The following is a 14,517-nucleotide window of genomic DNA, read 5'->3' on the forward strand; positions in this document are numbered from 1 at the left end:
TTCTATTTTACTCAAGTGTCACTTGAATATTATCGATCAGGCGGGTTTTTCCTAAAAATGCGGCTGCCAAAATAACCAACTCGGTCTCTTCATGACCGGGACTCAATAATGATTCCACGGAACGAATATCAATATAATCTACTTTCAATCCTGCATTGTTAAGTTCTTCAGTGTACTGCTGAATCAAATTACTGAAATCTCGTCGCCCGAGTTGAATGTTTTCACTCAATTTCTGTAAGCAACTATATAGTGCTGGGGCTTTTGCTCGTTCAGACTCAGTTAGATAGTTGTTGCGTGACGACATTGCTAAGCCATCATCCTCTCTAACCGTTGGTACACCGTAGATTTGTAGGTTCATTGATAAGTCAGTGACCATGGCTTTAATCACCTGTAATTGCTGAAAGTCTTTTTCACCAAAAAACGCCATATTTGGTTGTACCATATTAAACAATTTACACACTATGGTGGCCACACCACGAAAATGGCCGGGACGACTCGCTCCACAAATCATATAGGACAAGCCGGGCACTTCTACAAAAGTCTGCTTTTCCAAACCTCGAGAGTAAATATCTTCTGCTTTTGGGGTGAAAAGGACATCTACCCCTAAGGCTTCTAATGCGGCCATATCTTGTTGCATAGTGCGTGGGTATGCGGCCAAGTCTTCATCAGGTCCAAATTGTAATGGATTGACAAAAATAGACACTACCACTATGTCTGCATGCTTTTTGGCTTGCTCGACAAGGTGTAAGTGCCCTTTATGTAAATTTCCCATGGTGGGGACAAACGCAATGGTTTTACCATCGTTTTGCCATTTTCTGCGTATTTCTCTAAGCGGTGTTATATCACTAATTTGCTGCATAATGTGTCCTGTATATTCTTAGCTATTAGTTAAAGCTATGTTCTGCGCTTGGAAAAACGCCATTTTGCACTTCTTCAATATAGGCCTTAACTGCTTCGCGCATATCCCCGGTGATTTCTAAATAGTTTTTAGAAAACTTGGGCATGTAATTGGCACTAATGCCAAACATGTCGTGCATTACTAAGATTTGACCATCGGTATGCGCGCCGGCGCCTATACCAATTACAGGAATATTAATTGCCTTGCTAATTTTCTCAGCTAAAGGAGCTGGGACACACTCTAAAACCAACATCTGAACACCGGCTTGTGCCAATGCTTCAGCTTGTTCGAACAATCGTTCTGCTTGCAAGTCGCCACGACCTTGGACTTTAAATCCACCAAAAACGTGCACTGACTGTGGAGTAAGGCCTAAATGGCCACACACAGGCACGCCACGCAAGTTTAGCCCCTTAATGGTATCAATCAGCCAGTCTCCGCCTTCTACTTTAACCATGCTAGCGCCAGCGGCCATTAGAGTGGCAGCATTGGCATAGGTTTGTTCTGGCGTTGCATATGTCATGAATGGCATGTCGGCCACCACAAAAGCACGACTTGTTCCTTTACGAACGGATCTCGTGTGGTAAGCGATATCATCTATGGTAACAGATAGGGTATCGTCGCAGCCTTGCAGCACCATGCCCAGTGAATCACCGATCAAAATCACATCAACACCTTGCTCGTCAAATAGCTTGGCGAAGCTGGCATCATAAGCGGTTAGCGCTGTGATTTTTTGTTTCTCTTGTTTCATTTTAAACAAGCTTGACGTAGTTACTTTCTTAGTCATAATAATCACCTCTGCTAACTGAAAAGTGCAACAAAATTAGATGGTTGCTCACTTTTGATTATTTCCATGTCACATTTGTTCTGATTACTTCGAGCCCATTTTCAGGTACGCTTTTTAGTATAGAAACTAAAGAGTCACCACATGGTAACACGAGTTCAGGAGCTATCTCACGTAACGGGTATAGTACAAATTCCCGTGTTTTCATACCGTAATGGGGCACGACTAAATCTTCGCTTCGAATTTGTTCATTGCCATACAAAATAATATCTAAATCTAGGGTTCTAGGTCCCCAGCGTTCGGATTTCCGCTGTCTGCCATGGGTCAGTTCAATTGTTTGTAAGCTGGAGAGTAATTCCGAAGGCGCTAATCGTGTTGCTATTGATACCACAGCATTCACATAATCAGGTTGATCTTGCGGGCCCATAGGTTTGCTAGCATAAAAACTTGAGCATTGTTTTATGTGCGTGTCTTTGAGACCGTCAATTGCACGCAACGCCTGTTGCAGTTGCTGATCAGGCTCGGCTAAATTGCTACCCAAACCTATGTAACTAATTACGGGTTGCATTAGGAGGCGCTGGGTTTCTTACTTTTGGGACGGCGGCGAGTGCGACGAGCGGGCCCGCCTTCAGCTTCTCGGAGTTTAACTAACATTTGTTTGCGTTTATCTGGGCTAACCTCTTGAAACTCAGTCCACCAATCAGCTAACTCAAGCAGTTTACCCCCTTCAATTTGTCCACGAATCAGCAAAAAGTCATAGGCTGCACGGAAACGGGCATGTTCTAACATTTGATAGGCTCTGCGGCCGAAACGCTTTGGTAAACGCAATTGTAAAAGCCAAATTTCTCGCATCATGCTGGAAAAACGTTTGGGGATCATAATGCGTTGTATTTGTCGGTGAAGCACATCGTTGACCGCGATATTGAATGCATCGAAATGATTCAAACCTGCTTCGTCCATGAGCTTTTGACAGTGTTCTTCAATTGGATACCATAAAAATGCGGCATACATGAATGCGGGGGTTACTCTTTGACCGGTATTAATCCGGTTATCAGTATTCATCAGCATTTTTCTAATAAACTGATTTTCACGACTGTCGCTGCCTTTTAGCAAGGGCGCCAATTGTGGGAATAACGGTTGGATAAGATCATATTCCTGCATTAATTCAAAGGTTCTTAAACCTTGTCCGGAAATAAACAGTTTAATAACTTCTTCGAACAGGCGAGCAGGCGGAATATTGTTTAATAAACTGCCTAATTGATGAATTGCAGCGGCGGATTCTTGGCTGATTTGCATATTCAGTTTGGCTGCAAATCGCACTGCCCGTAACATTCTAACCGGATCTTCACGATAACGAGTTTCAGGGTCACCAATCAGCTCTAAACGTTTGTCTTTGATTGCTTGCATGCCATTGGCAAAGTCGGTCACCGTAAAGTCGGTGACGCGGTAATACATCGCGTTTACTGTGAAATCGCGACGTTCTGCATCTTCTTCAATACTGCCAAAAACGTTGTCTCTGAGAATTTGACCTTCTTGACTTTGTTTGCCTAGCACCTCTGTAGGTTTTTTGCCTTTTTCGTCATCCGAGTTTTGGTGATGGCCTCTAAATGTGGCTACTTCAATAATTTCACGACCAAAAACGACATGGGCTAAACGAAATCGGCGGCCAATTAAACGACAGTTTCTAAATAGCGCTTTGACTTCATCAGGAGTGGCATTGGTAACGACATCAAAATCTTTTGGCTGCAGTCCCATAATAAGATCACGTACACAGCCGCCTACTAAGTATGCATCGAATCCAGCGCCATTTAGGCGGTACAATACTTTCAGGGCATTATCACTGATACCTTTTCTAGAAATGCCATGCTCACCGCGAGTGATAACCTTCGGATTGAGTAAATCCGAATGGTATTCGTCAGCGTTTTTTGTCAAAGCATTTTTGACCTTTTTGATCACTCGAGAAATGATGCGTTGGCTCCTGATAACACAAATAATTTTAATGGCGCGCAATGATATACTGGATGAAGAGTATTTTCTATCTGTTGATATAGCTAGTTGCCAGTAAATTGGCTGTGAATACAACTAATACATCTAAATTATGTCTAGTTTAATTTACGACAACTAGAATCTCGTATCATTAATTGGGTATCTAGCACCACAGAGTCAACAGGCTTTTTGTTGAGTAAATCCAGTAAAGCAGAGACCAAAGCTTCCCCGCCTTTTTGGGTGTCTTGATGAATCGAACTTAGTGATGGTTGTGTGAATGCACACACTGAAATGTCATCATATCCCACTATTGCCACTTGCTCGGGGACACTAACTCCTTGTTCGTTCAATGCTCGCATCATACCTAAGGCTATTGAATCACTGGCCGCGACTATACCGTCGTAATTAAACTGATTATTTTTCAATAAGGCTAAGGTTACTTTGTAGGCATCTTCAAAGGTAAAGTGGATGTCTAACGGATTGGGTTGTTGCAATTGTGCATTTTTCAAAACCTGTTGATAACCTGCAAAACGCAAACCTGTTTCAAAGGAACGCATGCCACAAAAGACAATATTCTGACATCCTTGTTTGACTAAATGTTGAGTAGCCAATTCCCCACCCATGAAATTGTCAGTACCAACAGTCACATAGTCGCTGTTCTTTGATTGACCACCCCAAACCACTATCGGCTTTTGATGATTTATTAGTTTATCAAATGCATCCATATCGTCACCCTGACCAAACACAATCAGTCCGTCAGCGCGGTTCATCGTAAAATAATCATCTAGAGAACTGGTTTGAGCAATATTGTGGGACACCAATAACAGATCGTATTTATGACGACTTAGCTCATCGGCAATAATGCCAACGATATTCAATACAAAGGGGTCAGTAAAAGATTGATCATGTTCGGAGCTTTTAATAATCATAACGGCAATGGTGTTAGAGGTTTTCAATCGGAAGTTTCGGGCCGCGGTATTAATCTTAAAATCGTGAGCTGCCGCGAGCTTTTGTATTTTCTCGCGGGTTTTTGCACTAATTAACTTATTGTTATTCAGCGCCCTAGAAGCAGTTGAACCTGAAACCCCAGCGAGTTTTGCTAAATCGGAAAGCGAACGAACTTTTTTTGTCATGACTATCTCCAAATACTGCAGTTCATGGCAATTCCATCGAAATAGATATTTCAGTAGAGAGGAAAACTCTTAATGCTTTGATACTATTCACTATTGTACACCCTATTGATGTTAGCTTGCAGGTTAAATGATGCAAAATATCATTACCTGAATTCATCCAACATTCCGAATCGGCTTAACATTGGCTACGCACCACTTTATTTTTATCTAGGCTGATTATAGACCCGAATAAAAAATAATTGCAATCGATTGCATTTTTACATATGTTTAACAAAGATTAGCGTCACTTATTGAGTTAATGACACTTCATGGAGCATGTTAGAAGATGACTAATGAGGTTATTTAGGTGTAATCGAGTATCGCTAATATCCGTTATTTCACAACAGTGCTCGAAGTTAATCAATTGCTTAACTTGGAGCAAAATTATAGCCATTAATGGTGATTTCAATGCCCAGATTTATGACCATATTTGCCATTGCGGCTTGTTATTTTATTTTTGCTATCTTGCTCAATAGTGTAGGGACGGTCATTCTACAATCGATTAATAGTTTCGATATCAGCAAGCCCATCGCCAGTTCTTTAGAAGGATTCAAGGATCTTTCTATTGCCTTTGTGTCTTTTGCCATTGCAGCGTTTGTGCCTAGAGTGGGTTACAAACTGGCGATGATGGCAGCCTTAATATTGGTTGCTGCGGTCTGTGCGCTCACTCCGTTGTTTGCCGACTTTATGATGATCCAAATTTTATTTGCCTGTATCGGAACGGCTTTCGCGCTAATTAAAGTTTCGGTTTATAGCATCGTCGGTCAGTTGTCAGATGATACTAAAAGCCATGCATCACTGCTGAATACCATTGAAGGTATTTTTATGCTGGGGGTGTTGTCAGGTTACTGGTTATTTAGCGGATTTATCGATGCAGAAGCTCCCCATTCTTTGCGTTGGATGGAAGTATATTATTGGCTTGCTGGATTCACTGTTTTAACCGCATTAGCCGTGCTTTTTTCACCGATAAAAAAAGCGCCAAAAGCTGAACTTACTAGACCCCTGATCGACGATTTTATGGAGATGATTAAGCTCACCTACCGACCTCTGGTTTTGGTATTTGTGTTATCCATTTTCTTTTACGTTTTAATTGAACAGGGAATAGGTACTTGGTTACCTACATTTAACAACGAAATATTGCACTTACCTTTAGATGTCAGTATTCAGATTACCAGTATTTTTGCCGCTGCTATCGCCATAGGACGTTTATTGGCAGGACAAGTTTTGCGTTTCATGAATTGGTACAAGTTTTTGAATATCTGTTTAATTTTTATGGCCATATTGATGTTGCTGTGTCTGCCGATGGCCAATGCAGTTCAAAATGCTGGCCAAATCAGCACTATCTCCAGCGTCTTTGATGCACCACTCGCTGCCTACTTATTACCTCTTGTGGGGATACTGATGGCACCTATTTATCCGGTTATCAATTCAGTGATGTTAAGTTCGCTAGAAAAAGCACTGCATGCGCCCATGACCGGATTAATCGTGGTCTTTTCCGCCCTTGGGGGAACAACAGGGTCGATAATTACCGGCATTGTATTTGAGTCTTTTGGTGGTCAACGCGCGTTTTATTTATCTTTGATACCGATGGCACTGATTGCAATCACGCTATTTTTATTCAAACGCTCAACTGGTCGAATTTCACCTTTTTCAAGCCGCGACATAGAAGAGGCCGCATGAGCACTTTAATAGGACGTCAAACCGCTGGTAATTTTGAGCAAAGCTTGGCTTTTTTCAGCAGCGCATTATTTCATCAGGTCCAAACATCGGGTCTGTTTACCGACAGTAAACACTTTGCAGATGCCACGCCTAAAACCGATTGGGATGAAATTTACCAACAATATGAACAGCAATCAGCATCTGGTCATTTCAAATTGGCGGAGTTTGTTGAGCAATATTTTAGCTTTCCCGAACCGATAAAGCTGGCCGAAAATGTTCGTTATCAAACCGTTGCTGAACACATTGAAGCTTTATGGTCACTTTTACAAAAGCAGCCAGATGTCGATAGCAAAGATTCTCTTTTGCCACTGCGGTTTCCTTATTTGGTGCCGGGCGGTCGATTTAGGGAAATATATTATTGGGATAGTTATTTCACTTCTTTAGGTTTGCTCAGTTCTGGACGCAAAGAATTAGTCAAATCGATGGTGTTAAATTTTATTCAATTGCAGAAAGATATTGGCTGTATTCCCAATGGTAATCGCAGTTATTATTTTAGTCGCTCCCAACCGCCAGTATTGGGCTTAATGGTAGACATGCTGTTCAAGTCTGAGGGCAACTATAAGGATCTAGACTTTCTTAAGGAATGCGTAGAAGCCATGGATTCTGAATATGCGTTTTGGATGGCGGGTGCTGAACAGTTGAGTGAACCTTTTCAAACTCATCGTCGTTCAGTCAGAATGCCAAATGGCGGGATTTTGAATCGCTATTGGGATGAGCAAGCTTGTCCTCGAGCTGAATCTTATGCTGAGGATATAGATTCTGCTGAGCATAAAAAAGACCATGAAAAATCCACTTTCTATCGGCATATTCGTGCTGCATGCGAATCAGGTTGGGATTTCAGTTCGCGCTGGTTAGCGGATACAGAAGATCTGCAAAGTATCCAAACTACCGATATTATCCCTGTTGATCTCAATTGTTTGCTGTATCAGCTTGAAGTGTTATTGAGTCAGTATTGGGACTTGTTAGGGCAAAAAAGTAAAAGTCAGCTTTACCAGCAAAAATCGGAAACTCGTAAAGTAACCATACAATCTTACTTTTGGGATTCTACAGATAACTTCTATCGGGATTTTAATCTGAAAACAACCAGTCAATCTGCGGTGATGTCTCTTGCCGGTGTGTTGCCTCTATTCGTTAACCTTGCCAATCATGAACAGGCCGAAGCCGTGGCCAGTCGATTGGAAAACGAATTTCTATGTGCTGGAGGTTTGCTTACCACTTTGTGTCAAAGTAGCCAGCAATGGGACGCACCAAACGGTTGGGCGCCATTACATTGGTTTGCTGTTAAAGGGTTACAGCAATACCAACAGAATGAATTGGCGACACGGATCATGCAAAACTGGCTCGCTAACGTAGAACATTATTTTCAGGCCCATGGAAGTTTAATGGAAAAATATAACGTCAAAGAAATTGACCATGTTGCGCAAGGTGGTGAGTACGAGGTACAGCATGGATTCGGTTGGACTAACGGGGTGACTAGCGCCTTCTATCAACTTATGGAGTCGAATCAGCCCAAGCTTGAATTGCCCAATCTAAAATAGCCTGAGTCTGTTGTGGAATATGTTTAGGGACAGGTAGATTAAGATGATCCAGGGCGACGATGAGGTTTTCTTCTGTTTTATTAAGATTCAATGCCGGCGCATGATTTTGTTTACTGAATTTGCGCCCGTCAGCTGACCTGACCAATGGTAAATGCAAACATTGAGGCAGAGCCTTGCCCAAGGTCTTAAATAACGCCCACTGGCATGCTGTGGCCGTTATTAAATCTTCTCCCCTAACTATTTCGGTAACGCCTAAATTTATATCATCAGCCACAGATGCTAGGTGGTAGGCGTACAATCCATCTTTGCGCCTAACAATAAAATCTTCTTGGGTTGCGTTACTATTTACTTCGAGTTGTCCTAATCGAACATCGTTTATCTGCGATATGTTAAATTGGTTTTTTATCCGAAGGGAATATGGGGCTTGTATCTGTTTTTTATCTCGACAAGTGCCGCTATAGAATTCGCCAATAGCCTTGATTTGCGCTCGTGTGCATTCACAAGGATAAAGTAAATTTTGGCGACTGAGTTGCGATAAAATATGTTCGTAATATTGGCTGTTTTGACTTTGCAAAATGACATCGTCATCCCAAATCAAACCATGGGCCTTTAACGTCAACTGAATACTTTCTATTGCGCCAGCCATGATTCTTGGCGGATCAATATCGTCAATGCGTAGTAGCCACTTGCCGTTATTCACTTTGGCTTGCAAGAAACTTCCCAGAGCGGTCACTAATGAGCCCATATGCAGTGGCCCAGATGGACTTGGTGCAAATCGACCGATATAACTTGTTTGGTTCATAAATAATCACCAACGTAAAGTTAACGCTCTAGAAACAACAAAAGCCGCAGGTTAGCGGCTTTGGAATCGACTTAAAAAAATTAACCTTGTAGCTGTTTTTCTTTAATTTCAGCTAGGGTTTTACAATCGATACATAAATCAGCGGTAGGTCGAGCTTCTAATCGCCTTACACCAATCTCAATGCCACATGCATCGCAAAAACCAAAGTCGTCTTCTTCAATTCGTTTTAACGTTTTTTCAATTTTCTTGATTAACTTACGTTCACGGTCGCGGGTACGAAGTTCTAAGCTGAATTCTTCTTCTTGAGCCGCTCGATCTACTGGATCTGGGAAATTGGCCGCTTCATCCTGCATATGGTGAACAGTACGATCTACTTCTTCGCGAAGTTGAGAGCGCCATGCTGACAATATTTTACGGAAATGCTCGAGTTGAGCATCGTTCATATACTCTTCGCCGTCTTTCTCCTGATAAGGAGTTAGACCAGCTAGTGCTATTAATCCTAAACTTTTTTCTTTTCCAGTTGGCATGTGCCAATTCTCCTACACTACGACACAAACGTTGTTTAGCGAATGAGGATATATAGCAGATTGCTATTATCCTAGCAAATTAGGCTTGGTCGAATATATGTAACTGTTACGCTTATCAGCGGTAAAATTGGCCTAGTAAATACCAATTTTTTTGAATAAAAAACGGTGAGCTGTTTTTTACGACTCGCAAACATAGACTCCTTAGATAAAAAATCAACCTTTTTTTTACAGATCGAAACTTAGTTGCTGATTTAATTGTAGTTTTTCTTCAGAGATTTTACAGCCGTAGGCGATAATTTGTACGCCCGCAGCCATTGCTGCTTGTAAAGTCGCCGAATATTCCGGATCTATGTCGGTAGCAACTCGGATATTTTTGATGCCAGTATGCTGACTACAAAACAACAATACAGCGCGTTTCCCAGCTTGAGCAATGACAATTAGTTCACGTAAGTGTTTACTGCCCCGTTGGGTTTTTGCATCAGGGAAATAACCAATCCCGTCCCTCAGTAATGTAACTGATTTTACTTCAACATAACAATCGGGCAGATTGTCAGAGGTTAACATAAAATCTATTCTGCTATTTTCTTCTCCGTACTTTACCTCTGGTTTAATCCCTTGGTATTCAGCTAATTCTTTGATTTTTGATTGGGCAAAAGCTTCGGCAACTAATTTATTCGCATTGTGGGTATTGACCCCTATCCAGTCGCCTTGGTGATTTTTACTTAGCTCCCAAGTGTATGCGAGTTTCCGTTTAGGGTTATTCGATGGACTTAACCACACTTCAAAGCCGGGGTCGCCGCAACCCGTCATGGCACCTGTATTTGGGCAATGAGCGGTGACGATTGAACCATCAGAAAGTTCCACGTCAGCTAAGAATCGTTTATAGCGTTTTATTAACTTACCCTTGATAAGTGGAGTGGGGAACAGCATATTACCTCTCATATCATGCGCTTTAGACTGCGCACACTGTTCCATGATTTAGTCTAATTAATCATGGATGCCAAAGAAAAAGGAAACCAGTATGTCACATCTTTTAGTCGAACTCAGTTATCAACCCGCTTCAGCCCATTGGGGAGATAATGCATTAGTTAGTTTTGCTGCAGAAACCGCCACCATTCACTTAAACCCTAAAGATGCTACGGATACTCAATTGTCCAAAATTGCGGTGGTTGCCCGTAAACTGGATGGAATGAATCTGTCTGGCGTCACTTTATCTGGAGATTGGAGTGAAGAACAACAATGGGCATTGGCATTTAGTTATCGTCGAGCACGCAATGCTGCTGAGATTAAATGGTTAGAAAATAGTGACAAAGAAAGCTTAGAAAAACGTTACGCTGCGCTGTGTTTTACCCGCGATTTAGTCAATGAAACGCCTGAACAACTTTCACCGGAAGAATTGGCTAAACGCAGTGTAGACTGGCTAACAGAGCTATCTGGTGACAAAGTGTCTGTAAAATACTGTGTCGGTGAAGAGTTGGCAAAAGCTGGCTGGGTGGGCATATATAACGTTGGCCGAGGCAGTGAACGACCCCCGGTTCTATTAGAAGTTGATTACAACCCCAGCGGTGATGAAAATGCAGCTGTAGCTGCGGCTTTAGTGGGTAAGGGAATTACTTTTGATAGTGGCGGGTACAGCATGAAAAGTAGTGAAGGCATGTTGAGCATGAAGTGTGACATGGGCGGGGCGGCAACGGTAGTTGGTGCACTTGGACTGGCCATCATGCAAGGATTGAACAAGCGGGTTAAATTATTCTTATGTTGTGCTGAGAACCTAGTCAGTGGGCATGCTTATAAATTGGGTGATATTTTAACCTATAAAAACGGTGTGACAGTGGAAATTGTTAATACTGATGCTGAAGGACGTTTAGTGTTGGCGGATGGTTTAATGGCAGCCAGTGAAACCAATGCACCTTTAATTATTGATGCAGCTACTCTCACTGGTGCAGCTGTTGCTGCTACCGGTGGAGATTACAATGCAGTTTTTTCACTTGATAAACCTGCACTACAACAATTTATTATTCAATCAGAAAAACAAAATGAGCCAGTGTGGCCGCTTCCCTTAGAGTTATGGCACCAAGATAAATGTCCATCACCTTTTGCTGATACTGCAAACAGTCGTGCACAAAAAGGTGGAGGTGCCGGTGGCGCTTCAAACGCCGCTGGATTCTTGTCGCGTTTTGTTGGTAACCAAGGTAAAGGTTGGATTCATGTTGACTTAGCAGCGGCTTATAATGGCAGTGGTACTAGTCATATGCCTGCTGGTGGCAGTGGAATCGGAATAAGAGGAATTGCACAGGCGTTATTAGACGCTTAGAAGTGACTTTTTCAGCTAGACTTAGGGTTCACTAATTTATTGGTGAACCGTTTAGCAACTGCTGGTTAAATCATTTGTAGATACCAGCTAGCTTTTAAATACCACCTACACGCTCAGCAAACTCTTTATATTTTTCCACTTCGTTTCTATCAAACAAGGGTTTACCTTGACTATCTTTCGCCTTAGAAGTTAACAGACTTTCTCTTTCTAAACGCTCAACTCTTTGATTTTTTACTCCTAAAAAATTAGCTACCTCGGTTACGCTGATTAAACTCATCGGAGCCTCCACTATTGTGCATTTTTACTTAATTAAAGCGTAAAGTTGTCATATTGCTAGTTTATCGCCTGTTTAGATTTTCAAGCTTGGTTGCCTATGAAATTACGATAGTTTTGGATTCGATTATGGATATACCCTAAATAGGTTTACAATGCCGCGAAATTCGAATTGATGGAGGTATAATGGATATTTGGTCTGCAGCGGTAATGTTATTTCTAATAATGGATCCTTTAGGAAACTTACCAATATTTATGTCCATTTTGAAATCAATTGAGCCTAAACGTCGTCGTAAGGTGTTAGCGCGAGAGTTGGTTTTATCATTATTGATCATGTTCATCTTTTTATTCAGTGGACAAGCCGTGTTGGACTTCCTAAATGTGAAACAACAAGCGGTTAGCATTGCTGGTGGTATTATCTTATTTTTGATTGCAATTCGCATGATCTTCCCTAATAAAGGGAGCCATGACGACGATGTAACTGAGCAGGAACCTTTTATTGTTCCCTTAGCTATTCCAATGATTGCCGGTCCCTCGTTATTGGCTGCTCTGATATTGCTTGCTAACCAAGATCCTCTAAGGATGTTCGATTGGTCGTTAGCACTTTTTTCAGCTTGGGCTGTTTCCGCGAGCATTCTCATGTTTTCTGGTGTATTTTTTAAGATTCTTGGAGAGCGTGGCTTAATCGCGATTGAGCGTTTAATGGGCATGATTTTGATTATGTTGTCGATACAAATGTTTCTCGACGGCGTAGGTAATTACTTTTCACTGGGAGTGACCAATTGACCTCTAAATTAAATACATTTCAAAAAGTTCGTGAGTTAACTGGCTGGCATGCCGTTGCATACGCTGCCACTTTAACTGAACGTATGAAGCCTAATTTCCAGCTATTCTGCGAAACAGCTGAATTCGATGATGAAGGTCAATTCCACAAGTCTTTGGAATCGATTTGGCAGTGGTTGTCTCGTACGGGCTCGAAAATTAATTTCGCTTTACAGTTGGAAAAAATTGAAGATGTGACTCCCGATGCTGCTGAACATGATAGCTTCGGTGTATATCCAGCAATTGATGCGGCAATTTCTTTGGCTGCAATAATGTCGCTGATAACCAATGATGAACCTCAAGGTGCGGTGATAGTTTCCAAATTATCACAAGGGAGTGTCGAAGCATTTGTTGAACTAGTATCTGATCAGTCGTTGAGTGCTCAAGAAATAAAAGAGCACCCATTAATGCAGTGGGAAGTGGCGTTTCAAAATGAATTGGTGCAACAAATAGTCGCAATGCCTGAAGGGGCAAAAAGTGTGAAAGTGCTACGCGAAATGGCGACCAGTGAAGGCGTATCGAATATCGGAATTGAGATTAATTCACAATAAATAATTTACTAGACACACTCTGAGTCGATTTTTCTTTGATACAGCGCCAATTATCTGGAACTTGGTAGTGCTGGTTTTGCGTTTCACATTCGATGTAAATAACACTTTCGGTAACGGTTAAGTGATTTGCTTGGATTACATCGATTGCTTTGGGCACTAAACCGGCATTAAACGGCGGATCAATAAAAATTAAATCAAAGGTATCTTTTAGTCTATCGCAAACCTCAAGACTATTCCCATTTATGACTTTAGTTTGTTGCTCGGATACTTGCAGTTTTTCTAGATTGCTACTGATTAACTGCGCAGCGACCTTATCTAACTCAATAAAAGTTGCACTAGTAGCATGTCTTGAAAGTGCCTCAAAGCCAAGGCTGCCGCTGCCAGCAAACATATCTAAACAACGACTTTCATTTACATAAGGCATTAACCAATTGAACAAGGTTTCTTTGGTCCGATCGGTTGTCGGACGTAAACCTTGTGCCGCTAAAACTGGTAGCTTTCTGCCACGCCACTTGCCACTTATCACCCGGATTGAGCCGGTGATGGCATTTTGCTTTTTTACGCCTCGCTTCATGAATCCAAGAAATGCTATGATTGTCAAAATTGGACGATAGTGTATACCTTTAGTCGCTTTTCTGCATGCACACTTTTTGAAAAGTCAGGTTGCTATCAAGAAACTTTATATCAGTCGATTTTTGTTTATTAATAAAGACAAAACTCCAGACTCACATTATCAAGAGAATTAACTAAAGCATGTCTAAATTTTTCCGCTGGTTCAATAAAGATAAAGATGAAAAATCAAATCAATCTGTCGAGCAAGATGAGACGTTACAGAATGTCAGTGAAGAAGATACCGGAAAGCAAGAATCTCCTGCATCCGAATCCTCGGACGAGCAGCCTAAAGCGTTAGAATCGAATGCTGCTGCAACGGTGAGTGTCGAACAGGATATTGATTCCCCGGTTACTATTTCTGAACAGCCCCAAGTTGTTGACGAAATAGCTGCAACCCAACAAAATCCTGTTGAGCCAGAGCCAGAGCCAGAGCCAGAGCCAGAGCCAGAGCCAGAGCCACTGCCACAGCCAAAGACATATCAATATAACAAGAAACAGACCCAAACACAGCCAGAGCCAGAG

General features: G+C 41.8%; 15 protein-coding genes and 1 pseudogene. 6 read left to right on the forward strand and 10 right to left on the reverse strand.

The features are described from left to right. Positions 1-7 precede the first annotated feature (7 nt). From panC to Q4567_RS19655, 5 genes are all read right to left on the reverse strand, one after another. Positions 8-859: a pantoate--beta-alanine ligase gene (gene panC / locus Q4567_RS19635; protein ID WP_216049168.1), complete on the reverse strand. Its 852-nt coding sequence runs from the start codon at positions 857-859 to the stop codon at positions 8-10. A 25-nt stretch (positions 860-884) separates the two neighbouring features. Beyond that, positions 885-1,682 carry a 3-methyl-2-oxobutanoate hydroxymethyltransferase gene (panB, locus tag Q4567_RS19640; protein WP_216049167.1) on the reverse strand — a complete coding sequence of 266 codons (798 nt, stop codon included), beginning with the start codon at positions 1,680-1,682 and terminating at the stop codon, positions 885-887. Between the two features lie 58 nt (positions 1,683-1,740). After that, positions 1,741-2,247, reverse strand: coding sequence for a 2-amino-4-hydroxy-6-hydroxymethyldihydropteridine diphosphokinase (gene folK / locus Q4567_RS19645; protein ID WP_303501877.1), 507 nt, complete (start codon positions 2,245-2,247; stop codon positions 1,741-1,743). After that, on the reverse strand, positions 2,247-3,560 hold the full coding sequence (gene pcnB, locus Q4567_RS19650) for a polynucleotide adenylyltransferase PcnB (protein WP_216049212.1): 1,314 nt from the start codon (positions 3,558-3,560) through the stop codon (positions 2,247-2,249). The genes folK and pcnB overlap by 1 nt, the downstream gene beginning before the upstream one ends. Positions 3,561-3,781: 221 nt before the next feature. After that, a complete protein-coding gene (locus Q4567_RS19655; protein WP_303501879.1) occupies positions 3,782-4,798 on the reverse strand; it encodes a LacI family DNA-binding transcriptional regulator in 1,017 nt (338 codons plus the stop codon). A 447-nt stretch (positions 4,799-5,245) separates the two neighbouring features. Here Q4567_RS19655 and Q4567_RS19660 point away from each other — a divergent pair, with 447 nt between their 5' ends. Both Q4567_RS19660 and treF read left to right on the forward strand, forming a co-directional pair. Further along, complete coding sequence (locus Q4567_RS19660) at positions 5,246-6,517, forward strand: sugar MFS transporter (RefSeq protein ID WP_303501881.1); 1,272 nt, start codon at positions 5,246-5,248, stop codon at positions 6,515-6,517. Further along, positions 6,514-8,094: an alpha,alpha-trehalase TreF gene (treF, locus tag Q4567_RS19665; protein WP_303501883.1), complete on the forward strand. Its 1,581-nt coding sequence runs from the start codon at positions 6,514-6,516 to the stop codon at positions 8,092-8,094. Before Q4567_RS19660 ends, treF begins: the two co-directional genes overlap by 4 nt. On the opposite strand, the gene gluQRS is transcribed toward treF, so the two are convergent. From gluQRS to sfsA, 3 genes are all read right to left on the reverse strand, one after another. Beyond that, complete coding sequence (gene gluQRS, locus Q4567_RS19670) at positions 8,048-8,896, reverse strand: tRNA glutamyl-Q(34) synthetase GluQRS (protein ID WP_303501885.1); 849 nt, start codon at positions 8,894-8,896, stop codon at positions 8,048-8,050. The two genes, treF and gluQRS, sit on opposite strands and share 47 nt — an antisense overlap. Before the next feature lie 80 nt (positions 8,897-8,976). Next, on the reverse strand, positions 8,977-9,423 hold the full coding sequence (gene dksA / locus Q4567_RS19675) for an RNA polymerase-binding protein DksA (RefSeq protein WP_216049161.1): 447 nt from the start codon (positions 9,421-9,423) through the stop codon (positions 8,977-8,979). 225 nt (positions 9,424-9,648) lie between these two features. Further along, positions 9,649-10,353: a DNA/RNA nuclease SfsA gene (gene sfsA / locus Q4567_RS19680; protein WP_303501893.1), complete on the reverse strand. Its 705-nt coding sequence runs from the start codon at positions 10,351-10,353 to the stop codon at positions 9,649-9,651. A 91-nt stretch (positions 10,354-10,444) separates the two neighbouring features. Between sfsA and pepB the strand changes: the two genes are divergently transcribed. Next, positions 10,445-11,737, forward strand: coding sequence for an aminopeptidase PepB (pepB, locus tag Q4567_RS19685; RefSeq protein WP_303501888.1), 1,293 nt, complete (start codon positions 10,445-10,447; stop codon positions 11,735-11,737). Positions 11,738-11,831: 94 nt separating this feature from the next. Here pepB and Q4567_RS19690 read toward each other — a convergent pair whose 3' ends face one another. Then, a complete protein-coding gene (locus tag Q4567_RS19690; protein WP_216049159.1) occupies positions 11,832-12,014 on the reverse strand; it encodes a helix-turn-helix domain-containing protein in 183 nt (60 codons plus the stop codon). Between the two features lie 182 nt (positions 12,015-12,196). On the opposite strand from Q4567_RS19690, the gene Q4567_RS19695 reads away from it, so the two are divergent. Continuing rightward, positions 12,197-12,796 carry a YhgN family NAAT transporter gene (locus Q4567_RS19695; protein WP_216049158.1) on the forward strand — a complete coding sequence of 200 codons (600 nt, stop codon included), beginning with the start codon at positions 12,197-12,199 and terminating at the stop codon, positions 12,794-12,796. Next, the gene (locus tag Q4567_RS19700; RefSeq protein ID WP_216049157.1) at positions 12,793-13,383 is read left to right on the forward strand and encodes a YjaG family protein; all 591 of its coding nucleotides are present in this window, start codon (positions 12,793-12,795) and stop codon (positions 13,381-13,383) included. The genes Q4567_RS19695 and Q4567_RS19700 overlap by 4 nt, the downstream gene beginning before the upstream one ends. Here Q4567_RS19700 and rsmD read toward each other — a convergent pair. After that, entirely contained in the window at positions 13,370-13,957 is a 588-nt protein-coding gene (gene rsmD, locus Q4567_RS19705; RefSeq protein WP_216049156.1) for a 16S rRNA (guanine(966)-N(2))-methyltransferase RsmD, read from the reverse strand. The genes Q4567_RS19700 and rsmD overlap by 14 nt on opposite strands. A 179-nt stretch (positions 13,958-14,136) precedes the next feature. On the opposite strand from rsmD, the pseudogene Q4567_RS19710 reads away from it, so the two are divergent. Then, a pseudogene (locus Q4567_RS19710) lies at positions 14,137-14,517 on the forward strand (signal recognition particle-docking protein FtsY); the annotation flags it as partial.

The sequence above is a fragment of the Aliiglaciecola sp. 2_MG-2023 genome, assembly GCF_030548145.1.
Classification (GTDB): Bacteria; Pseudomonadota; Gammaproteobacteria; order Enterobacterales; family Alteromonadaceae; genus Aliiglaciecola; species Aliiglaciecola lipolytica_A.